This is a genomic window from Galbibacter sp. BG1, from assembly GCF_013391805.1.
In the GTDB taxonomy this organism is placed as follows: domain Bacteria; phylum Bacteroidota; class Bacteroidia; order Flavobacteriales; family Flavobacteriaceae; genus Galbibacter.
The window spans coordinates 818522-839950 of the sequence record NZ_CP058364.1 but is presented as its reverse complement, the minus strand read 5'-3'; the positions used below and the strand labels follow the sequence as shown (position 1 = coordinate 839950).

Sequence of the window (21429 nt, the reverse complement as noted above, 5' to 3'; positions counted from 1 at the left end):
TAGTATTTTTGTATTATTATATTAAATAATCTTAGAATAAAAAAATATGTCTGATATCATTGAAAAAGCAAAAACGTATGTTTCTGATTTATTAAATACTAAGTTAGACAAAAACTATCTATATCATAATCTTCGCCATACCCAAAGAGTTGTTAAAAGTGCTACGGTTTTGGCGGAAAATCTTAATATTTCCCAAAATGAACGGGAAATCCTTTTTTTGGCGACTTGGTTTCATGATACAGGCTATACCGTAACCGGGGAAGACCACGAGCAGGAAAGTTGCAAAATAGCTACTTCTTTTTTAAAAGAGCACGGTTATGAAGCAGCTGATATAGAAAAAGTGTGCCAAACCATTATGGCCACCAAAATGGGGGTTGAACCTACCAACCTACTCGAAGAAATTATAAAAGATGCCGATAGTTCCCACTTGGCAAAAGAAAGTTTTGTAAATACTTCTGAAATGCTGCGCCAAGAGCTCAATGAACGCAAAGTGGCACATTACGATATTACAGAATGGCGAAAGCTCAATATTAAATTATTGAGTACTCAACATCGTTATTACACTTCTTATGCCCAGAATGAATGGAGTTTTGGAAAAGACAGTAATTTGCAAAGCCTGCTTAAAAAGGAAGAGAAAGTAGAGCGGCGCGCCAAAAAGGAAAAATTAAAAGTAAAACTGAAGTCAGAAAGCCCTTCTAGGGGTGTTCAAACCTTGTATAGAACTGCTTTAAGAAACCATATGAAGTTAAGTGATATTGCTGATGCCAAAGCAAATATTTTACTTTCCGTAAACGCTATAATCATTTCATTGGCACTGGCCAACCTAATTCCCAAACTGGACAGTCTATCCAATCAACATTTAATAATCCCCAGTTTGGTATTGGTTGTTTTTAGCGTTATTTCTATCATATTTGCTATTTTATCTACCAAACCCAATGTTTCGGGCGGGGAATTCACACAAAAAGACCTAGAGTCCAGAAAAGTGAACCTGCTGTTCTTCGGGAATTTCTATAAAATGCCCCTAGAAACTTATGAAGATGCCATGGAGGAAGTTTTAGAAGATACCGATTTAATTTATGGCCAACTTACCAAAGACCTTTATTATCTTGGTGTGGTTTTGGCCAGAAAGTACCGACTTTTAAGGATAACCTATACTGTTTTTATGATTGGGATGATTAGTTCTGTTCTTACCTTTATATTCGCTTTTACAGCTCTTTAGATAGCTCTTTCATAAGATCGTCGTAGGTAAGCAAGCTTTTATTATCGTCGTATTTGTATAATATGCCAACGGTTATCGCTTTTAGACCGCTTACCCCTTGAAGGTCTTCCACTTCATGTATTTTTAAATCCTCATTAAGCACTCCTTTGGCTTGTAGCAGCTTTACGTATCTTAAATATTCCTCCTCATCCTTTTTTTGGGAATAGATAATAGTAATATGCCCAGGCTGGGTTATACGGTCTTCAGTATCCTTAATAAAAGCTTTATCTATTCGTTTTTTTATAATTTCATAACGGGCATTGTAAGTTCCGTCCACATCGAAATGCTTTTCGTCCATTCTAAATTTAATGGAAAGGGGAGTGTTATGCACCAAAATAAGCGAACTTACATCAAGGGGTATTTTTAAATCTGGTTTTAAATTATAATATGCATTTTCCATGTAGCACATGGTTTCCAGTTGCCAAAGCTTTAAATTTTGAAGGTAAACATCACTATATGGTTTAACATTGGAGATAGATTTGCCAATATACATGGTGTGTTCCACACCATCGGTTTTATAACGTTCGAAGAAATGAGGGAACATCTTTTGGGCTTCCAGTTGTTTTTCATCAATAATTTTTGCCATTCTTTTATTGATAACGGTCACTGTTTGATCGTAGTCATTTCTACAATCGTAGATCATTCCTGTAGTGTCGTTCAACTGTTTTCTGTAGGCAATTACCAACTGCTCCAGATTTTCATTTAGGGTTTTAACCTGTTCTAGAGCAGGATGGATTTCTTCAAATAAAAAATCGACAATATTTTGCTCGGTACTGGTCTGGAAATCCTTTTCAACTTCCTCTAAATAGCTGTTCACTCTAAAGCTGTATTCTTCATAAATGGGCATATTTCCATTTTCAACGGCCACTTTAAAAATCTTATCGACCAATTGCAACTGGGTGTATAAATCTCTTTGGGTAGCCTCGTTTCTAGCATCCGAAGAATTTCTAATATCTATTTGTCCATAAAGCGGATACACATCCTTAAAAGTAATGTCTCCAAAAGAAACCATATTACCTTTGTTTTTTTCACGTAAGAATTTTTTGGCTTCTTTTACAAACTTCCATTTTACGCTGTCGTGAATGGAGGTACATTCATTTTGAATTACCGCCTCTATGGTATTTTTGTTTTCCGTTTTATTTCTAACTACTGCAGCCGTAATGTAGGGCATTACTTCATGCAGCTTATTGGCATTGATACTGTTTAGCTCATGTTTGTTAAAGGAAACCAGTTCTAAAATACCCAATAAATTACCTTCGTGGGCTACGGGAACTAAAATGGCACTTTTAAATCCCTGTGTGGCCAAGGTACCGTAAGGTGCTTGCCCTTTACTAATTTTGTTGTATTTGTCAATATCCGAAATTGCAAAATGGTGTTTGTCTTTCAATAAAACCTCATAAGAATGCTCGCACAATAAATTACCGCAGTTGTCATCAGATTTTTCGTGAAGTAAAAAGCTGGGCATGTTTTTGGTAAGCTTTTCCAAGCTGTTGGCGTCATCATCATAGCTGGAAAACCCTGTTTGTAAATTTTTTATTCCGAAGATAGATCGAAAGATATCCTCAAACTTATGGAGCAGCACATTATCGTGGGACGATTGCTCCAAAAGGGTTGTTTTAAGGTCGGATATGGAATTGTCCATAGTTACATCAAACAGGTTGGAAATAACAAACCCTTTAGCGACCCAACTATTTGGTGGGAATTTTTGTTTCCAGAGTTTAATGTCGTCAAAACCGTCCAGTAATTCATCGATATCGTCTTGGGTAAGGTCTTTTGCTTTATCGGTAGGGGATAATTCCATGAAATCGGCATTGTACATGATTCTGTAGTGTCTAAGAATGCCATTTTCATCTGGAATATCATAATACAAAGGTTTTTTATATTCCACATCCACATTATAGTAGAAAGACAGAATTACTGTACATTGAAGGATGTACATTTGATCTTCAGGAATATTTCGAATGCTGGAGTCGTAGTCTTCCCCAGCTCTTTTAATAATGTTTTTAAATCTATTTGAAGCTCTAAAAATTCGGTCGTCAAAAGGTATTCCAATCGTCTTTATTTCATTGGAAGATAGCATGGGAGGAAAAACATCTTGAGTTAGAATCGCTATTTCATTTTGGAAATTATCCAATTTAGATAAATCCTCAATGCCCGATTCGAGCTCTGGATGTTCTTTTACAACCGCAAGAATTTCTTTCGCCCTGTTAGAGAGCAAACTATCATCCTTTTTCTCTTCAGCTCTGTAATGCTCAATGAGTTTTTTAAAACTCACTTGTATCGATAAGGGCGACTCTGTAGCTTCGTACTTCATATTCCAATATATACAAAATTTGGATTTTAAGTCGTTAAAAGAAACTAAAACTTGCAGTACCGCATCCCAAATAATACTTTTGTGCAAAAAACTGGCTATGATAGAAAGAGTAATACACGCTATAAGGGAAGAACGCGAATTGTTATTGCAACATGAGCTATACGCTAAAATACAAGCTCCCGAACATTTACAGATTTTCCTTCAGCACCATGTATACGCAGTTTGGGATTTTATGTCCCTTTTAAAAGCATTGCAGAATAAACTTACCTGTACCACACTGCCCTGGAAACCGGTAGGCAATCCAAAAACGAGATATTTAATAAACGAAATAGTTTTGGGGGAAGAAACCGATGTGGATAAAAATGGAAATTATCTTAGCCACTACGAAATGTACCTAGAGGCCATGACAGCCTGCGGAGCCACTACAGAAACAATTGAAAATTTTGTAGGGGAGGTAAAAAGCTTGGAAGGGGTTTTTGAAATCTTGTCCAAGTGCGAGCTACCACAAAGCGTAAAGGAATTCTTGGAATTCAGTTTTAATTTAATTGCTGAAGGAAAGCCCCACAAAATAGCGGCAGCTTTTACTTTTGGGCGTGAAGATCTTATTCCAGATATGTTTACTGCCATTTTGAAAAATATGCAGAAAGACTTTCCAAATATGAAGCTCGATAAGCTGATTTATTATTTTGAACGGCATATTGAGGTAGATGGAGATACCCACGGCCCACTTGCCCATAAAATGATTGAAGAGTTGGCAGGGAGCGACGCTGAAAAATGGAAGGAAGTTGAAATGGTTGCAAAACAGGCGTTAGAAGTAAGAATAGGTTTATGGAACGGGATTGAAAAAGAAATCGAGCGCACCGTTGCCATATAAATTATTTGCTTAATTTTAAGCATGTCTACTCGTAAACGGTTTAATAAGGCCTATCAACATGCAAAAGTCGTAGAATTCGACGATAATTCTAAGTTTATACTTTTTAGCGATTGTCATCGTGGCGATAACAGTTTTGCCGATGATTTTGCCAATAACCGAAATACGTACTTTCACGCTTTGAAACAATATTACAAAGCTGGCTTTTCGTATATTGAATTAGGCGACGGTAACGAGTTGTGGGAAAATTTGCACTTCCATAGTATTTTCGATTCCCATAAAAATATATTTTTCCTCTTGAAGGAGTTTTACGAGCAGGACCGATTGCACTTAATCTTCGGCAATCATGATATGGTTTACGAAAATCCAGCATTGGTAAAAAAGCACTACGAAACTGTTTTAGATGCCAATAGTGGCCTTCGAGTTCCTTTCATGCCGAATTTAGAATATCACGAAGCTTTAATTTTAAAACATAAGCATAGCAATCAGGAAATTTTTATGGCTCACGGGCATCAAGCCGATTGGTGGAACTATAACTTTTGGAAACTCAATCGTTTTTTGGTTCGGTTAATTTGGAGGCAATTTCAAGTCGTTGGAATTTCAGACCCCACCAGTCCAGCAAAAAATAATACTGAACTTATTAAAGTAGAACGCCGGACCAAAAAATGGATAGCCGAAAGGAACAATTTATTTACCATTACCGGTCATACGCATCGCCCGAGATTTCCAGAACCTGGGGATCTTCCTTATTTTAATGATGGCAGTTGTGTGCACCCAAGGAGCATTACCGGTCTTGAAATAGAAAATGGAGCTATTTCTTTGGTGAAATGGTATATAGATACCACTGAAAATGGCGTTTTACAGGTGGTAAGGAGTGTTTTGGAAGGGCCTCAACTGCTTAAAAATTATATTACTTAATTATGAAATGGATTGTATTGGTTTTGTTAACCGCATTTTGTTTTAGTTGCCAAGAAAAAGCGGCTTCCCTTAAAAATTGGGATGAATATTTGGGCGGCAAAGATAGAAATCACTTTACCGACCTGTCACAAATAACTCCAGAGAACGTTCAAGATTTAGAAATTGCTTGGACACATAAGCTGCCGGATAGCGGACAAATGCAGATGAACCCTCTTATGGTGAACGGTTTGGTGTATGGAGTTACCCCAAAATTACAAGCATTTGCCTTAGATGCCGAAACCGGTGAACGTGTTTGGATGTTTGGGGATACCCTAAAAGCATGGCACAGCACAAGCAGGGGGGTGTCTTACTGGGAAAAGAATGATGATAAACGCGTGTTGTATACCATGGGATCTTCTTTATATGCCTTAAACGCGCTTACGGGAGAGCCTATTAAAACATTTGGTGATGGTGGAAAAGTAGATTTGCATAAAGGCTTGTCGTCATCTGCCCAGAATAAATTTATGATTTCCAATACTCCGGGAACTGTCTATAAAGATTTAATTGTAATGCCGGTAAGGGTTTCTGAAGGTGCTGATGCAGCTCCGGGGGATATTCGGGCTTTCAATATAATTACGGGGGAATTGGAATGGACATTCCATACCATTCCGTATCCCAATGAACCTGGTTATGAAACTTGGGAAAATAAAGAGGCCTATAAAAATAAAAATGTGGGCGGTGCCAATAATTGGGCAGGGATGGCAGTAGACGAAGAAAGGGGTATTTTATATGTGCCTACGGGATCTGCAGCTCCAGATTTCTATGGTGGCAATAGGAAAGGAAGCAACCTCTACGCTAATTGTCTTTTGGCATTAAATGCAGATAATGGAAAGTTAATTTGGCATTATCAAATAATGCATCACGATATCTGGGATAGGGATCTTCCTGCGCCACCAAATTTAATAACCGTGAAAAGAGGTGGAAAATCTATTCCAGCAGTGGCGCAGATAACCAAACAGGGCTATGTTTTTGTTTTTGATAGGGAGACTGGAACTCCGCTTTTCGATATTAAAGAAAAGGGCGTACCGAAATCTTCGTTGGAAGGTGAAGAAGCCTGGGAGACCCAACCGATACCAGTTTTGCCGAAACCATTTGCTAGGTTAAGTAAAGATATTACTGCGGAAGAGATGAGTCCGTTTGCTGAAAATAAACAAGAGTTAATCAACCGTCTAGATACTTTGAAAAAGGAAATTTATACCCCACCTGGGCTAGAGCCATCGCTATTGCTTCCTGGATACGACGGCGGTGCAGAATGGGGAGGAGCAGGAGCCGATCCTGAAAATGGGATTTTATATGTAAATTCTAACGAAATGCCTTGGATTCTCAGTATGAAAAGGGAAGAAGAAAGAACGCAAGCATCAACAACCAATGGACCTTCTTTGTATAGTCGTTACTGTGCTATGTGCCATCAAACCGATTTAAAAGGATTGCCAGAAAGTGGGTACCCTTCCTTGGAAAAAGTATCGAATAAGTTTACTGAAAAGGAGGTTTTAAACCTTATAGAGCAGGGTAAAGGGATGATGCCCGGATTCCCACAGCTTTCCAAAGAGGAAAAAGAAGCTATACTTGCATTTGTGTATCGCGGGGATAAGCAGGAAGTGGATTCTAAAGGTAATGAGGAAAGTGGGCAGTTGCCCTACAGGCATGCGGGATACTTTAAATTCTTAGATAGTAATGGTTTGCCTGCCATTAAGCCGCCTTGGGGCACATTTAGTGCAATAGATTTAAACACGGGGGATTATTTGTGGCAAATACCTTTAGGAATAACACCCAGCTTAAAAAATAAGGAAACAGGCACCGAAAATTATGGAGGACCCATAGTTACAAAGAATGGATTGTTATTTATTGCGGCAACGAAAGACGGATATTTTAGAGCTTTTAATAGAAATAATGGTAAATTGCTATGGGAAATAAAGCTGCCAGCAGCCTCTTTTGCTACGCCAGCTACTTACAGCATAAATAACAAACAATATATTGTGTTGGCTTGTGGCGGTGAAAAGCTTGGAACCCCCAAAGGGAATGAGATTATTGCGTTTGCATTAAAAAATTAAACAGATGAAAAGAATTATACTAATTATAGCCGTGGTGATTTTAGGGGCCTGTAAAACAACACAGCCTTCTGTAAATAGTACAAGCCCGCCAGAAGAAGACTTAAAATATCTAGCTTTAGGCGATAGTTATACCATTGGGGAAAGCGTATGTGAAAGTTGCAAGTTCCCCATTCAACTAATTTCCAAACTTGCGGAAGAGGAAGATAAGAAAATTGAATTACAAGTAATCGCAAAAACAGGATGGACGACCTCCGACCTCATAGAAGGAATTAAGAAAGCGAATCCAACCCCAGATCAAGATATGGTCACTCTTTTAATTGGTGTTAACAATCAATATCAAGGGAAAGATTTTTCTCTTTATCAAGAAGACTTTCCTGCTCTTTTGGCAAAAGCTATCCAGCTTGCTAAAGGAAGAAATGATCATGTTTTTGTGGTTTCTATTCCTGATTATGCTTACACTCCTTTCGGACAAAAAAAGGATAACCCAAAGCAAATTTCCGAGGAAATAGATAAATACAATGCATTTGCAAAGAAAACGGCGGACATTATGGGGGTAAGTTTTGTAAATATTACCAACATTACCAGGGAGGGGCTGCGTAATTCCAATTTAGTAGCGTCCGATGGTTTGCATCCTTCTAAAGAAGCATATAGCAGTTTTGTAGCCCAGATTATCCTTGAAATAAAAAACAAGAATATTGTGAAGTAGAGACTGGGAGTAGTTCTTCAACAATAAAGTAAACCCATGAATATTGGAGCAAAATTTTATCTAACGATTACGATTTTACTAATTGTAACTTTAGGTTTCGGACAATCAAACGGCGAAAAAAACTCTGAAATTGCTAAGTTTCTCGACAGTTTAAGCCAAGATGATTTTTCAGGAACAATATTGGTTGCTCACAAAGATAAAATAATAGAAAAAAGAGCTTACGGATTTTCCAGTATAGAATATGATGTAAAAAATAAAATTGACACTAAATTTAATATAGCTTCAATTACAAAAACGTTCACTGCCACTGCAGCTTTAAATCTTTATGAGGAGGGTAAAATAGATCTGGAGAGTCCTATAGGGAAGTATTTACCATATTACCCAAACAAAACTGTTAGAGACTCGGTAACAGTTCATCAACTCTTGACACATACATCTGGACTCAACAACTTCTATGTTGCTGATTTAGATAAAATAAAGAATTCAGATTATAATGAAATTTCTGATTTTGTGCCGCTTTTTGTGAACGATACACTTTTATCTAAAACCAGGTACGAAATATTATTATAGCGGGACTGGATTCGTGATTTTAGGTTTGATAATTGAGAATGTTTCTGGGGAAAATTATTACGATTATATAAAAGAAAAAATTCTGAAACCAGCAAACATGTTGGAAACTTCAGAAATTCAAGTAGATTCAATTGTAAAAAATAAGGCGAGTGGATATACAACAGGTTTTGGTCAAAATACAAACCTAAAAAGGAATGATTATTATCTTACTAAAGCATCACCTGCGGGATTCTATTATTCTACAATAGAAGATTTATTTAAGTTCTCAAAAGCTTTGAGAAACCACAAATTGCTAGGCAAGGAGATAACAGATCTGATGTTAGAACCGAAGGTGAAAGGGTATAATACATATTTGGGTTATGCAATCGATATTGATAACAGATACAATCAAACTATAATTGGTCATAGCGGTGGATGGTATGGAATACACTGTGAACTGATGGATTTTATGGACGATCATTATACAGTCGTAATCTTATCTAATATCGACGATGGAGGAAATAATGGAGCATCGAAAGTAGCTGATTTTTTCAAAATATTAATTGCCGATAAGAAAAAGGAAAAATAGCCTTAATGTCGTTTTAAAGTACAATTAGCTATCTACATTTTGCGTCGTAAATCATGGTTGATTTTCGGCAGAGAGACAATCAAACAGCTATAAAGTTATCAAAAAAATTATACTTCCGGAGCCAGTTCCACTTCCAACCCGTCAAGGTCGAAGGTCATTTGTATTTGGCAGCCGAGTCTGCTATTATCTTGAACATTAAAGGCTTCGGCAAGCATAAGATCTTCGTCATAGCTCATTTCTGGTAAAGGATGATCTGAAAGCACGTAGCATTGGCAAGAAGCGCACATGGCCATCCCGCCGCAAACACCAATGGTTCCTTCTGGAGCAAGCTCGTAGGAACGCACTACTTCCATCAAGTTCATAGCCATATCGGTAGGAGCTTGTATTTCGTGAACCTCGCCTTCGCGGTCTTTAATTTTAATCGTAATATCAGACATACCTGTGCTTTTTTGGAGCAGTAAAAATAATCAAAAAGTTCAGTACCCTAGTAATCTGCTAGGGATAATTTTTCACGGCTCTATCTACATTTGTTATTTAATGGATTTTACAACTGCTTTTTCAGCTTCTTTTCTACTTCCGTCGAAACCGTCAACGCCACTCACTGTAGTGTATTTCATAACGTACTTTTTATCAGGGAAAATACGTTTGTAGGCGCTTTGGCACATAAGCGTTGCTTCGTGAAATCCGCAAAGAATAAGTTTTAATTTACCGGGATAGGTATTTACATCACCAATGGCATAAACGCCTGGAATATTTGTTTGGTAGTCTAAAGTATTGTCAACTTTTATAGCGTTTTTCTCAATTTCCAAACCCCAATTGGCAATAGGTCCCAATTTTGGGGATAAACCGAATAAAGGAATAAAATGATCTACGGCTAAGTCGAGGAGTTCTTCTTCCTGTTTAATGGAGATGCTTTCCAGCTTTCCATTTCCATGCAGTGCTTTTACTTCAGCCGGGGTAATAAGGTTTATTTTACCTAATTTTTTAAGTTCTTCTACTTTTTCTACGGAATCCAAGGCTCCCCTAAATTCATTTCTTCTATGGATAAGGGTTACTTCTTCGGCAACATCTGCCAAGAATATACTCCAGTCTAACGCAGAATCGCCACCGCCGGCTATAGCCACTTTTTTCCCGCGGTAAATTTCTGGATCGCGAATAATGTATTCCACGCCATTATCTTCAAATTCGGTAATGTTTTCCAATTGTGGCTTTCTTGGTTCAAAACTTCCGAGGCCCCCTGCAATGGCTACCACCTTGGCGTGGTGTTTTGTGCCTTTGTTGGTGGTTACGACAAAAGATTCGTCCTCTTGTTTTTCAATAGTTTCTGCGCGCTCGCCCAACGTAAAACCAGGTTCGAAAGCTTCTATTTGCTTCATTAAATTTGTTACCAGATCTCCTGCCAAAACCTCGGGAAATCCTGGGATATCGTAAATGGGCTTTTTCGGATAGATTTCAGAACATTGGCCGCCGGGTTGCGGTAAAGCATCTATAAGGTGACATTTTAATTTTAGTAAACCGGCTTCGAAAACAGTAAAAAGACCTGTAGGACCGGCTCCTATGATGAGAATATCTGTTTTAATCATTGAAAAACAACTTTTTGAAGAATAAAAAAGAGTAGCACATATTTTTGTAGTGCCGTTTGGTTTTGCGCAAGGGATTAAGCCTTTGTTTGAGCTCTTCCAGACACTGAAAGGTCTGGAAAGCGAGTGGCGAAAGCCCGGTTCATGCGCCCCAACAATCTATTCTATATTTATAACTTGTTCTATCTGTGGAACGTATTTTTTAATGGTCATTTCCACACCACTTTTTAACGTCATTTGGTTTACACTACAACCAACGCAAGCTCCTTCCAGTTTCACTTTTACGAGTTTGTCGTTGTCGATGGAAACTAAACTTATGTTCCCACCGTCGCTTTCTAGAAAAGGTCTTATCTCTTCCAGTGCTTTTTCTACGTTTAATTTAACTTCTTCCGACGTCATCTTATTTAAATTATTTCTTGTTAACGGCCGAGCAGCCTGCCATAGTGGTTATTTTAATGGCTTCTGTTGGAGGTAAACTCTTGTTACGGCTTACTACTTCTTGAACGATGTTTTTGGTGATATCTTCGAAGGCATCTGTAAGCGGTGTGTTGTCTTGCAGAGCTGCTGGTCTACCTACATCTCCAGCCTCCCGAATGCTTTGCACCAATGGGATTTCTCCAATAAATGGCACTCCTAAATCTTTAGACAGGTTTTGAGCTCCTTCCTTACCGAAAATGTAATATTTATTATCGGGTAATTCTTCTGGGGTAAAATAAGCCATATTCTCTACAATGCCCAGCACAGGTACATTTATGCTCTCCTGTTGAAACATGGCAACACCTTTCTTGGCATCTGCCAAGGCCACATTTTGTGGGGTGCTCACCACCACAGCGCCTGTAATTGGCAAGGCCTGCATAATGCTTAAATGAATGTCTCCGGTTCCAGGGGGAAGGTCGATAAGCAAGAAATCTAATTCTCCCCAAGCAGCATCAAAAATCATTTGGTTTAATGCTTTGGAAGCCATAGGGCCTCTCCAAATTACGGCTTGATTGGGCTGGGTAAAGAAACCAATGGATAAGATTTTTACTCCATAGCTTTCAATGGGCTTCATCTTAGACTTTCCATCTACATTAATGGCCAGTGGTTTTTCATTTTCCACATCGAACATGATGGGAGCTGAAGGGCCGTAAATATCGGCATCCAATAGACCTACATTAAAGCCCATTCTAGATAGCGTAACGGCTAAGTTGGAAGTTACGGTAGATTTACCTACACCTCCTTTACCGGAAGCCACGGCAATAATATTTTTTATTCCCGGAATGTTTTTTCCTTTTATTTGTGGCTTTTCGGGAGCTTCTACTTTTAGGTTTACCTTTACTTTCGCTTTTTGGTAAACCTTATCGTGAATGGTCTTTAAAATCTCGACCTCCGTTTTTTTCTTAGCTTGTAAACTTGGGTTGTTGATAGTGATATCTACTACCACTTCATCTCCAAACGTCATTACATTCGTTACAGCACCACTTTCTATCATATTTTTTCCCTCACCGGGAGCAGAAATACTTTCAAGTGCTTTTATAACGTCTTTCTTATCTATTTTCATGTATAATTTTTCTGAATTCTAAAGTTTTAAAACGAGTCTTCTATTTTAAACTGATTCTAAATTACAAAGATAAGGATTATAACTTAGAAGTTAAATCTACATACATAAATTTTGGTTTGGAATAGAACTCCGTTAAAACTGAAAAAAGGAGCCTTTGAGAGGACTCCTTAAAATTTTTTATAGTGATCTTTTAATTAAGACTAAAAACCAATCCGCCTCCCAATGAAAATTGATAAATAGTAGAATATGTCGTTAAACCTGCCTGAGGACCATAGCCACTAAAATAAAAACCACCTCCAGCAGCCTGTACCGCCGATAATAATTGTGCTTGCATTTTTATGCCTACATAATCGTTCATCCAATAAATACCGCCCAATTTAGCTCCCCAACTAAACTTTGTGGTATCGTCGTCCCGGTCTAAATCGGGATTGTAGATATCGGCAAACATAACTCCGGCCATTAGCCCTCCATAACCTTGAAATGGAGCATTGGGACCTGTGAAATATCTATTTCCCCCTACCATAAGGTAATTAATCCCTAAATCGAAATCGGTTCTTTGAGTCCTTCCCGAATTAAAGGTTCTGTAGGAAGTTGGCGCTTCGGTGTCTTGCCTTAAATAGGTCAATTCAAACCCCATATATGGGGAAGGTTTATATTCTGCCCCAATCCCCCATTGAAGTCCACCTTCTATTTTACCGTCGTAAAATGAACCGCCGCTGTAGTATGAATCGAAACTATCGTCGAAAGCATAACTTCCGTAGGCGGTGACATAATAGTCCTGGGCCTGGGATACCCCGAAAAATGTAATGGCAATTATTAAAGTGACTAGTTTTTTCATGATATTAATGATTTAGAATTGATGTTTTTATTTTTTTAAAGTCCGAACCGGTAATTAGCTGAAACCAATATTTGTGTTCTACCCCTGCCAATTCCGGTTTCCAGGCGGTACCACCATTTTCTGCCGTGGTTGTATTGTACTCCAATTTGAAATGAAAATTCTCCTAACGGATCTTTATCGAAGCGATATCCCAGTTCGGAGTTCCCTGGGGTTCTACCATCAAGCCAATCTTGAATTTCCCCTACTATTTGATTTACCAAAACTTTTTGGGCAGGCCCAAGATTATCGTACCAATTGGTCGCCGCACTATTAATATCGTCTTTTATCTCTTGCAGTTTGGCTTGATCTACCTGAGAGAACATTTCACTAATGGATAGTGATCCCGATGAATTTCTTTGTAAATGTTGGTGTTGAACCCCTAAGCTTAGATTGATATTGTGAAATCTCTTTTGAAACGCAAAGCTTCGACCAATTTTAAAATTGGACACTGTACCAAACACCAGTCCGTCTAAAGAGCTAATGTTAGACCAAGTAAAGTTGGTGTTTGCAATGGCAAAGTATTTGCCAGATCCATAAGCAAGTACCGTTCCCACACCATAAGTATCTGCTGTGGGGGTGGTGGGTATGTCGAACTGAAATGGAGCGACTAGCGGAACCAAATTATCGGTTTGTGCCCTTGCATAAAGTCCATACACATTCAAAAAAGGAAAAAGCCAAGCATCCAAACGCACGTTGACCACGCGTGCGGAACTTTTAATTTTATCGAACTGGATAAATTCCATTGGAATAAAATCACTATCGTTTAATTTAAGCTCTAAATTGGTTAAGGTAAGTTCGTTATCTTGACTGATGTAATTTACCATAATACCAAAGGGGAGCGGGAGATCGTGACCCATTTTTTGAACCCGATCTCCATAAATAGGCAGGACAAAAGGATAATCGGAGTTTTTAAGACTGTCTATATGTTGTTGTTCTATCTTACGTATGGGAATATCTTGACCAAAAATGCTTTGGCTTATCCCCAATAAAATAATGAGCCAAATAAAATTTTTTAAAATAAATCTTGTGGGTTTTCTCATTTTTCTTGGCTTAAATGCAGAAAGATGGTTGTTGGCTAGATTGAATTTTTTGTACTTTGCTCCGCGACAGCAGTCTTACCAATGTATTTACCCATTTGTCCATCTCTGCCGAAGCTATTGAGGGAGTTCATTGCGTCTTTCATGGAAATGGTAACGTACTCACAATCTTTCATTTTAAAGTGTCGAATTTCGCCCGCATCCATTCTAGGGGCATCTGGGATGAAAATATTCAATACGTCTTTTTCTTCAGAAATTATAAAAGCAATTCGATAATAAACATCTTCTTTAAGTAGGATAGCCTTCCAGTTATCGCTGTCATTATTTTGTGAGAGTTTATCTCCTAGCAGGCGATATTTAAGAATTTGTAAACTCGGAAAAAATAGAAAAAGTTTGTCTTCTACTTTTTGTCCCCAGTCGTTTACCAATCCTTTTTGAACCAAGAAACCACTGAGGTAACAAACTAAAACAATGATTAAAATGGTAACTATGGTAACAGTAGCCGCGCCAAAAAGGGAATGAATGTGCAGCAGTTCTACAATTTTTCTTCCAATGGGCAGTAATAGCTGTAAGGCATGTGTAATTAACAAAATAATAAGTAATAGGGGAATCAAAAAAAAGATTCCTCCTAAGATGACTGCGTTGGTAGATTTATTAAAAAATTTCATTTAAAGTATTTAGCTACAATTAATTCATGAATTGTAAGTTAATCCCTGTGAAAACTTGAAATAATGGTTGTGTTCCATAAGTTAGCATGGAATATTGGGGTTCTATAAAGCAATTGATCATCGTATCCCCAACCTTTATAACCTTACCAACACCTAGTCCCATAGGAACACTGTAAGCGTCATTTTTTATATCGAAATACCAAATAGGGGCACCCCTTAAATAAAGTCCTTTTCCCAACTGCCAAAAATAGAAAGGCTGAAAGGCGGCATTGTTAGTGCTTTCCCTGTCGCTTTGCCCAGCGATGGAGGTTTGCCAAGTTACCAGCGAACCAAATTGAAAAACGGGGGATTTGGCAATAAAAGCCACAAAGGCGAAACCTGCCTGCCATTTTCCAGTTCCAAGAAGCTCATTGGATGCGGTTGGAGCAGTCAATAAAGGTCCCGCACCCACAGTAGCCGATGGTTTAGAGACAAAATTATAAGACATAAATGCGTTGATATCCCCGAGTCCGTTTACCGTGTTTACGTTGCCATTTACATCGGGGGTTCCAATAGTGCTTAGAGGTGTAGAAACCCTTAACAATAACTTTCCACTCGAAAACGGTTTTGCAAAGCGCACCCATGCCGTGTTAAGATAGGCATCGTCTGGAGCATTGGATAATTTTGGGGTGTAATAATCATGAAAGTTTAAAGCTGTCATGTTCGCCAAGGGGTTGTTTGCTTGGGCAGCGCTGTTGGCTGCAGCATTTTCTTCCTCTTGAGCAGAGGCAAATACCGTAAAGAAACAGGCGAGAAGTGGAAGTAGTAATTTTTTCATGTCTAAAATTTAAGCAAAGCTTTGCCGCTTTGGAGTTGGTTTAAAGTTTTTAAACAGCCCAGATGTGCTACTTATTTGAAGTAGTTTGTGTTTTACAAACAGCTCCAAAACGCACATCATTGCATTATTTTATAATCGTAACGGTGAGGGGGAGGGTAATTTAAAATTGCATTTCTAAACTAAATATACAATATTTATTTCTTAGTACTACTAAAATAAATCATTCATAGAGTCTTAATTTATTCTTTAAGGATTGCATTTCCGTGTTCATTTCCTCTATACGCTCCAAAAGGTGGGCTATGGCTTCCAGCCCTTCCAGATTAATGCCTAAATCTTGATGCAGCCGAACCATTTTTTCAAGTTTTGGAAGATTTTCTTCCGTAATATAATCCTGTTGGTTTTCTGATATTATTTGAACTATTTGTGCCTCTTTAAAATGGGTAACAAAGAGCTCGTCTACATGGTAATTCTTACAGAATTCTTGTATGCTTATGCTATATCTCGTTGTCATAATGTTCAGTTTTAAAGATTCTCTTTTTTCAATGCTTCAAAAAGTTCTTTTTGTTTTTCGGTTAACTTAGAAGGTAGTTTTACTTGGTAGGTAATGAACAAATCTCCATGGGTGCCCTCTTTTTTGTAAACCGGGAAGCCTTTCCCTTTCAGTTTAACCTGTTGTCCGTTTTGCGTTCCAGGGGCTACTTTTAATTTTACCTTTCCATCAAAAGTAGGGGCGGTAATCTCTCCACCGAGTACTGCAGTGGTTAGGTCTATTGTTTCAGTTTTGTAAAGGTTGGAACCTTCTCTTTTAAAATCGGTATTGTTGATGATGCTGAAAGTAATGTACAAATCGCCATTAGGGCCTCCATTGATTCCCGGGGAACCGTGTCCTTTAATTTTTATGGTTTGTCCGTTTTCAATCCCGGCTGGAATGGTAATACGGATATTTTTTTGATTGACGGAAAGGGTTTGTTTATGCGTTTTATATGCATCAGTGAGGTTCAGTTGAAGCTCGGCGTTAAAATCCTGTCCACGAAAGCCTGTTTGTCTTCTCTGACTGCGAAAACCACCTCCACCACCAAACATAGATTCGAAGAAATCTGAAAAATCTTCGGCAGAACCGCCACCAGAATAGGTAAAGGGATCTCCAGAACTGTATTGCCGGCTCTGGCGCTGTTGTGCTTTTGCCTTTTCAAATTCTTCGGCATGTTGCCAATCTTTGCCGTACTCATCGTATTTCTTGCGTTTCTCTGGATCGCTCAATACCTCATTGGCCTCGTTGATTTGTTTAAATTTTATTTCGGCCTCTTTGTTGTTCGGATTGAGGTCTGGATGGTATTTTCTGGCAAGTTTTCTATATGCTTTTTTGATATCTGCTGTAGAGGCGCTTTTATCAAGCTCCAAAACCTTGTAATAATCAATAAATTCCATCTAATTTAAGAGAATTAGTTAATAACACTTATTCATACTTAAAATTACATAAATTTTTCTTTTCCAGCATAAAGAGCGAATGGTCTTTCCGATGTAAACATTTCGGTTTGGTGTGTAAAATTTTGCCTCTTTAATCCCATAAAAAAGGTTAACGAGGCATATAAGTTAGTTCTTAAAACGTTTAGTGAACCGGGAAGCTATTCCAGTTGTTTACTTTCCTTCGTAATAACAATTTAGAATAGAATCCAATTCTTCTTCCCCTTTATGGATTTTATTAATTTTCTTTTGCATTTTTTCACTTAAGAAAGCTGCTAAAGGTTGCTTTACGGATTTTACTTCCTGAAATGCTTTTTGCAGGGCATCGTCCCAAACCTCGTGGAAATGAAGCAAATCGTCGGGATATACTATTTTGCGGTCGGTGCCTTCGTCTTTTGCTTTAAATGGCCTTTCAATATTCAAGTACCCATAATCGTCTGTAAGCTCTTCACCGGGATAAATATCACGAATGGCAATTTCAAAATCGTATGGGGTGGTAAGGCAATTGCTTTTAAAGCTATGGTTTACATATTTTGCCAAATCCCAGCAAAGCACATATTCACCTTTGTTATTTCTGAAGGTGAAAAAATCCAATACTTTTTGGTAATCTTCGCTCATAGATGAAACTTGAGCGGGAGTAAGCACAATGTCTAGTTTATCTTGTACCCACGTAATTGTTCCTTTTGGGATCAATTTAGTTGCCACAACGCCATGACCTATTTCATCGGAAATAAATCGCAGCTCGGTATGCGGATGAATCATTGAATGATAAGCAAATAGATTTAAATTTCTACAGCTAAGTTATAGTATTTTTTGAAGCAAAAATTCTATTTTTTCATAAATTTTTTCCAGTTGCTCATCGCTTATAACATAAGGAGCAGAAATGTAAATAGTGCTTCCCAACGGCCTCATAAAAAGTCCGTTTTCCAAGAAGAAATTCAGTAATTTATCGCGAAGGTTTCCATAGCGCTCCATTTCCACATCCAAATCGATAGCGTAGATTATTCCACATTGTCTGGTACGGGCTATTTTCGGGTGGTTTTTAATACGTTCATTAAACTTTTGGTGCGATTTTATAACCCGTTTAATATTGGCTTGCATTTCTTCACTTTGCAAAAGCGATATGCCAGCTAAGGCAGCACTGCAGGCAATTGGGTTGGCACTGTAAGTATGCCCGTGGAAGAGGCCCTTGCCTATTTCATTGCTGTAAAATGCTTGATAGATTTCCTCTGTACAACTGGTAATGGCCATGGGCGCCATTCCCGCGGTTAGCGCCTTGCTCATGCACATAATATCTGGGTAATGATGTAAATGTAGGGAAGCAAAATGTTTTCCAGTTTTTCCAAAGCCTGTCATTACTTCGTCTGCAATTGTTAGAACGCCATGTTTTTTACAAGTTTCTATAAGCATGTCCAAACCGGAAGCATCGTGCATTTTCATGGCTGCCGCGCCTTGAACAAGCGGCTCAAAAATAAAACTGGCAACCTCATTATTTGTAATGATAGCGGTTAACTTTTCTAATACCTCATTGTTGTTTTCCCCATTTGGAACCGGGATCCTTTCTACGGAAATAAAAAAATCTTCAAACGGACCGTTATAAACCGATAGCCCTGAAACCGACATGGCACCAAAAGTATCACCGTGGAAACCCTCCTCAAAGGCGATGAGCACATTTCTTTTTTCTCCACGATTAAAATGGTATTGCAGAGACATTTTTATGGCTACTTCTACGGAAGTGGAACCGTTGTCAGAAAAAAATAGTTTGTTTTGGTTGTCGGGAAGAATATTTATAAGTGCCTCCGATAGTTCTACCACTGGTGGATGGGTAAGTCCTGCAAAAACTACTTGATCGAGTTTGGCTACTTGCTCCTGTACCTTTTTTACAATATAGGGATGGCAATGGCCATAAGCGGAAGTGTACCAAGATGCAATCCCGTCAATATATTCCTTGCCATCCTCTGCATACAAAACCGCTCCTTTGGCATGGGTAATACCAATGCTTTCTGGGTGTAATTTATGCTGGGTAAGGGGGTGCCAAAGATGTTTTTTATCTCTTTCTGAAAGACTCATACGCCGATTTTATAAGGATCTATAAATTCAACGCAAAGATGCGCAATGTAAGCGGATTTAAAAACTGATGCTTTCCAGATTTTAGAGTTTTAACAGTTCTGGTTTAAATTTTACGGCATATTTTCGAATCACTTCCTTGTTGAATTCTTTTTCCTCGTCGATTCGGCCAATTACGGGAACATCCGTCATTTTTTGAATGATCTGTTCGGTAGTTGGATGTTTTTTCCCGCTGAATATTATGGAAACACTGAAGCCGTGTTCTTTCAGTAGATTTACCGTTAAAAGCGTGTGGTTGATACTTCCTAAATAATGCCTGGAAACCACTATTATTTTATATTCCGGCTTAATAATATCCATGATGGTATTGGTGTCGTTTAGCGGAACCAGAATACCTCCAGCACCTTCTATTACCAAACCATTTACCGTTTCTGGAACTTTAATCTTTTCAAGTTCTATTTCCACATTATCTATGGCGGCAGAGGCATGAGGACTTATAGGGACTTTTAAAGCGTAACTATTGGGATGAAATTTAGAATTGGTATTAGAGATTAATGTATGTACTTTATGGGTGTCGGAATTATCGAGATCGCCTGATTGAATAGGTTTCCAATAATCTGCTTCCAAGGCTTCTACGATAATGGCGGAGGCAATTGTTTTTCCCACTTCAGTAGAAATTCCTGTAACAAAATAACGAGACTTCATAGGTAGTTAATTAATTAGTATAGTGATCTAATTTACAAAATCACTTTATATTTTACTTAAAAACAAGATTTAAAACCGCTGTAATTTCTTCCAAACTGTTGTAGCTGTGCATACAAAAACGTAATCTTTCCTCATTTTTTGGAACTGTTGGCGATAAAATAGGTTTTACATTAAAACCGGCTAACTCCAGATTTGTGGACTTGCTTTTTACAAGTTCGTTACCTGGGATTATAAGGCATTGAATAGCGGCATTACTTTCTATATATACTATCCCAATGTTAGGGTTTGAGTTTTTTATTTTTTTGTGTATTTCACTTTGGAAGTGAAGTATGTTTTCTTTTAATTTTTTTGAATTTTCACCAAAAATGCCTGTCAATTCACTGCTTTGTAATTGCAAATAAGCGCTCATAATAGTTGCCAAACTATGCGGGGGAAGTCCGGTGGTATAAATAAAACTGCGGGTAAAATTAACCAAAAACTTTTTCAATTCGTTGCTGCCTAAAACTGCTGCCCCGTGGCATCCCATTGCTTTTCCAAAGGTTACGATAATGGCAAAAATTTCATTTTCCAAACTAAGATCCTGCACCAATCCCGCTCCATTCCTTCCAAAAACACCAATGGCATGTGCCTCGTCCACAATTAAACGCGCGTTGAATTGCTTAGAAATTATTGTTAGTTTTTTTAAATCGGGACTGTCGCCATCCATGGAAAAAACCGATTCGGTAACGATATAAATTTCCGCCTTGTTCTTAGTTGCTTTTATATAATTTTGCGCTAGTTTTTTGGTTAGATCGTCGAGATCGTTGTGCTTAAACTTAAATGCGTTAGCATGACCCAACATAATCCCATCACGGATACTGGCGTGGCTGTATTCGTCGTATAAAACAATATCCCCTCGTTGCGGAACGATAGAAAAAAAGCCCAAATTGGCATCGTATCCCGAGTTAAAAATAAGGGCAGCTTCCGTTTTATGAAAATCGGCAATAAAAGTCTCCACTTCTTCATAGAAAGTGGAATTTCCAGAAATTAATCTAGAGCCTGTAGCCCCATTTTTTTTTAGGTTACGTTTGGACAAGATATTTTCAGCTTCAGAAAAAATAGATTCCGAAGCGGCAAAACCCAAATAATCGTTAGAGGAAAAATCTATGAGATTTTCTGCTACGGTGAGTTTCCTAAGCGCATTCTCTTGTATGCGAGCATCTAGCTTTTGCGATAATTTCTTCGGAAGATTAGACATTTAAAACTTCGATTAGCGCTGTAAAAGTAAGCAATCGTGAGATGGTAGCCATAACTCGACGATAAGAAAGCAACAAAACTTAACAAACTAGATATACATAGTAACCTTAAAATTTTGGTATATTGACACCAAATAAGAATCA

General features: G+C 38.1%; 22 protein-coding genes. 7 read left to right on the top strand and 15 right to left on the bottom strand.

Annotated features, from left to right (window positions below; genetic code table 11):
* Nucleotides 1–46: 46 nt before the first annotated feature.
* Complete coding sequence (locus HX109_RS03675) at nucleotides 47–1219, top strand: Pycsar system effector family protein (RefSeq protein WP_178949854.1); 1173 nt, start codon at nucleotides 47–49, stop codon at nucleotides 1217–1219.
* Here HX109_RS03675 and HX109_RS03670 read toward each other — a convergent pair.
* The gene (locus HX109_RS03670) at nucleotides 1206–3572 is read right to left on the bottom strand and encodes a GAF domain-containing protein (RefSeq protein WP_178949853.1); all 2367 of its coding nucleotides are present in this window, start codon (nucleotides 3570–3572) and stop codon (nucleotides 1206–1208) included. The genes HX109_RS03675 and HX109_RS03670 overlap by 14 nt on opposite strands.
* 97 nt (nucleotides 3573–3669) lie before the next feature.
* Here HX109_RS03670 and HX109_RS03665 point away from each other — a divergent pair, with 97 nt between their 5' ends.
* Genes HX109_RS03665 through HX109_RS16275 form a run of 6 tightly spaced genes read left to right on the top strand, consistent with a single transcriptional unit; the run spans nucleotide 3670 to nucleotide 9295 of the window.
* Nucleotides 3670–4446 (top strand): DUF3050 domain-containing protein, encoded by a 777-nt coding sequence (locus HX109_RS03665; protein WP_178949852.1) that lies wholly within the window; start codon nucleotides 3670–3672, stop codon nucleotides 4444–4446.
* 21 nt (nucleotides 4447–4467) lie between these two features.
* Nucleotides 4468–5361, top strand: coding sequence for a metallophosphoesterase family protein (locus tag HX109_RS03660; protein ID WP_178949851.1), 894 nt, complete (start codon nucleotides 4468–4470; stop codon nucleotides 5359–5361).
* A 2-nt stretch (nucleotides 5362–5363) separates the two neighbouring features.
* Nucleotides 5364–7451 carry a PQQ-binding-like beta-propeller repeat protein gene (locus HX109_RS03655; RefSeq protein ID WP_178949850.1) on the top strand — a complete coding sequence of 696 codons (2088 nt, stop codon included), beginning with the start codon at nucleotides 5364–5366 and terminating at the stop codon, nucleotides 7449–7451.
* A gap of 4 nt (nucleotides 7452–7455) precedes the next feature.
* Nucleotides 7456–8157 carry an SGNH/GDSL hydrolase family protein gene (locus tag HX109_RS03650; protein WP_178949849.1) on the top strand — a complete coding sequence of 234 codons (702 nt, stop codon included), beginning with the start codon at nucleotides 7456–7458 and terminating at the stop codon, nucleotides 8155–8157.
* Between the two features lie 36 nt (nucleotides 8158–8193).
* Nucleotides 8194–8727: a serine hydrolase domain-containing protein gene (locus HX109_RS16280; protein WP_255462757.1), complete on the top strand. Its 534-nt coding sequence runs from the start codon at nucleotides 8194–8196 to the stop codon at nucleotides 8725–8727.
* 13 nt (nucleotides 8728–8740) lie between these two features.
* Nucleotides 8741–9295 carry a serine hydrolase domain-containing protein gene (locus HX109_RS16275; protein WP_255462756.1) on the top strand — a complete coding sequence of 185 codons (555 nt, stop codon included), beginning with the start codon at nucleotides 8741–8743 and terminating at the stop codon, nucleotides 9293–9295.
* Between the two features lie 107 nt (nucleotides 9296–9402).
* On the opposite strand, the gene HX109_RS03640 is transcribed toward HX109_RS16275, so the two are convergent.
* From HX109_RS03640 to HX109_RS03575, 14 genes are all read right to left on the bottom strand, one after another.
* Complete coding sequence (locus HX109_RS03640) at nucleotides 9403–9732, bottom strand: 2Fe-2S iron-sulfur cluster-binding protein (protein ID WP_178949848.1); 330 nt, start codon at nucleotides 9730–9732, stop codon at nucleotides 9403–9405.
* A gap of 93 nt (nucleotides 9733–9825) precedes the next feature.
* A complete protein-coding gene (locus HX109_RS03635; protein WP_178949847.1) occupies nucleotides 9826–10878 on the bottom strand; it encodes an NAD(P)/FAD-dependent oxidoreductase in 1053 nt (350 codons plus the stop codon).
* Nucleotides 10879–11034: 156 nt separating this feature from the next.
* A complete protein-coding gene (locus tag HX109_RS03630; RefSeq protein ID WP_178949846.1) occupies nucleotides 11035–11274 on the bottom strand; it encodes a NifU family protein in 240 nt (79 codons plus the stop codon).
* Nucleotides 11275–11284: 10 nt separating this feature from the next.
* Complete coding sequence (locus HX109_RS03625; RefSeq protein WP_178949845.1) at nucleotides 11285–12415, bottom strand: Mrp/NBP35 family ATP-binding protein; 1131 nt, start codon at nucleotides 12413–12415, stop codon at nucleotides 11285–11287.
* A 190-nt stretch (nucleotides 12416–12605) separates the two neighbouring features.
* Nucleotides 12606–13253, bottom strand: a complete 648-nt coding sequence (locus HX109_RS03620; RefSeq protein ID WP_178949844.1) for a hypothetical protein — start codon at nucleotides 13251–13253, stop codon at nucleotides 12606–12608.
* A 35-nt stretch (nucleotides 13254–13288) separates the two neighbouring features.
* Entirely contained in the window at nucleotides 13289–14332 is a 1044-nt protein-coding gene (locus tag HX109_RS03615) for a hypothetical protein (protein WP_178949843.1), read from the bottom strand.
* Between the two features lie 35 nt (nucleotides 14333–14367).
* Nucleotides 14368–14997: a hypothetical protein gene (locus HX109_RS03610; protein WP_178949842.1), complete on the bottom strand. Its 630-nt coding sequence runs from the start codon at nucleotides 14995–14997 to the stop codon at nucleotides 14368–14370.
* A 19-nt stretch (nucleotides 14998–15016) separates the two neighbouring features.
* On the bottom strand, nucleotides 15017–15814 hold the full coding sequence (locus tag HX109_RS03605) for a hypothetical protein (RefSeq protein ID WP_178949841.1): 798 nt from the start codon (nucleotides 15812–15814) through the stop codon (nucleotides 15017–15019).
* 220 nt (nucleotides 15815–16034) lie between these two features.
* Nucleotides 16035–16325 (bottom strand): chaperone modulator CbpM, encoded by a 291-nt coding sequence (locus HX109_RS03600; protein ID WP_178949840.1) that lies wholly within the window; start codon nucleotides 16323–16325, stop codon nucleotides 16035–16037.
* Nucleotides 16326–16336: 11 nt separating this feature from the next.
* Nucleotides 16337–17242, bottom strand: coding sequence for a DnaJ C-terminal domain-containing protein (locus HX109_RS03595; protein ID WP_178949839.1), 906 nt, complete (start codon nucleotides 17240–17242; stop codon nucleotides 16337–16339).
* 210 nt (nucleotides 17243–17452) lie between these two features.
* On the bottom strand, nucleotides 17453–18040 hold the full coding sequence (locus tag HX109_RS03590) for an SET domain-containing protein (protein WP_178949838.1): 588 nt from the start codon (nucleotides 18038–18040) through the stop codon (nucleotides 17453–17455).
* Between the two features lie 39 nt (nucleotides 18041–18079).
* Nucleotides 18080–19348 (bottom strand): adenosylmethionine--8-amino-7-oxononanoate transaminase, encoded by a 1269-nt coding sequence (gene bioA / locus HX109_RS03585; protein ID WP_178949837.1) that lies wholly within the window; start codon nucleotides 19346–19348, stop codon nucleotides 18080–18082.
* 81 nt (nucleotides 19349–19429) lie between these two features.
* Entirely contained in the window at nucleotides 19430–20050 is a 621-nt protein-coding gene (gene bioD, locus HX109_RS03580) for a dethiobiotin synthase (RefSeq protein ID WP_178949836.1), read from the bottom strand.
* A gap of 52 nt (nucleotides 20051–20102) precedes the next feature.
* Nucleotides 20103–21287 carry an aminotransferase class I/II-fold pyridoxal phosphate-dependent enzyme gene (locus tag HX109_RS03575; RefSeq protein ID WP_178949835.1) on the bottom strand — a complete coding sequence of 395 codons (1185 nt, stop codon included), beginning with the start codon at nucleotides 21285–21287 and terminating at the stop codon, nucleotides 20103–20105.
* Between the last annotated feature and the right edge of the window lie 142 nt (nucleotides 21288–21429).

Bases quoted from the DNA above. Each gene is read 5' to 3' on its own strand.
- HX109_RS03675 (WP_178949854.1), top strand. From the start codon at position 47: ATGTCTGATATCATTGAAAAAGCAAAAACGTATGTTTCTGATTTATTA.
- HX109_RS03670 (WP_178949853.1), bottom strand. From the start codon at position 3,572: ATGAAGTACGAAGCTACAGAGTCGCCCTTATCGATACAAGTGAGTTTT.
- HX109_RS03665 (WP_178949852.1), top strand. From the start codon at position 3,670: ATGATAGAAAGAGTAATACACGCTATAAGGGAAGAACGCGAATTGTTA.
- HX109_RS03660 (WP_178949851.1), top strand. From the start codon at position 4,468: ATGTCTACTCGTAAACGGTTTAATAAGGCCTATCAACATGCAAAAGTC.
- HX109_RS03655 (WP_178949850.1), top strand. From the start codon at position 5,364: ATGAAATGGATTGTATTGGTTTTGTTAACCGCATTTTGTTTTAGTTGC.
- HX109_RS03650 (WP_178949849.1), top strand. From the start codon at position 7,456: ATGAAAAGAATTATACTAATTATAGCCGTGGTGATTTTAGGGGCCTGT.
- HX109_RS16280 (WP_255462757.1), top strand. From the start codon at position 8,194: ATGAATATTGGAGCAAAATTTTATCTAACGATTACGATTTTACTAATT.
- HX109_RS03640 (WP_178949848.1), bottom strand. From the start codon at position 9,732: ATGTCTGATATTACGATTAAAATTAAAGACCGCGAAGGCGAGGTTCAC.
- HX109_RS03635 (WP_178949847.1), bottom strand. From the start codon at position 10,878: ATGATTAAAACAGATATTCTCATCATAGGAGCCGGTCCTACAGGTCTT.
- HX109_RS03630 (WP_178949846.1), bottom strand. From the start codon at position 11,274: ATGACGTCGGAAGAAGTTAAATTAAACGTAGAAAAAGCACTGGAAGAG.
- HX109_RS03625 (WP_178949845.1), bottom strand. From the start codon at position 12,415: ATGAAAATAGATAAGAAAGACGTTATAAAAGCACTTGAAAGTATTTCT.
- HX109_RS03620 (WP_178949844.1), bottom strand. From the start codon at position 13,253: ATGAAAAAACTAGTCACTTTAATAATTGCCATTACATTTTTCGGGGTA.
- HX109_RS03615 (WP_178949843.1), bottom strand. From the start codon at position 14,332: ATGAGAAAACCCACAAGATTTATTTTAAAAAATTTTATTTGGCTCATT.
- HX109_RS03610 (WP_178949842.1), bottom strand. From the start codon at position 14,997: ATGAAATTTTTTAATAAATCTACCAACGCAGTCATCTTAGGAGGAATC.
- HX109_RS03605 (WP_178949841.1), bottom strand. From the start codon at position 15,814: ATGAAAAAATTACTACTTCCACTTCTCGCCTGTTTCTTTACGGTATTT.
- HX109_RS03600 (WP_178949840.1), bottom strand. From the start codon at position 16,325: ATGACAACGAGATATAGCATAAGCATACAAGAATTCTGTAAGAATTAC.
- HX109_RS03595 (WP_178949839.1), bottom strand. From the start codon at position 17,242: ATGGAATTTATTGATTATTACAAGGTTTTGGAGCTTGATAAAAGCGCC.
- HX109_RS03590 (WP_178949838.1), bottom strand. From the start codon at position 18,040: ATGATTCATCCGCATACCGAGCTGCGATTTATTTCCGATGAAATAGGT.
- bioA (WP_178949837.1), bottom strand. From the start codon at position 19,348: ATGAGTCTTTCAGAAAGAGATAAAAAACATCTTTGGCACCCCCTTACC.
- bioD (WP_178949836.1), bottom strand. From the start codon at position 20,050: ATGAAGTCTCGTTATTTTGTTACAGGAATTTCTACTGAAGTGGGAAAA.
- HX109_RS03575 (WP_178949835.1), bottom strand. From the start codon at position 21,287: ATGTCTAATCTTCCGAAGAAATTATCGCAAAAGCTAGATGCTCGCATA.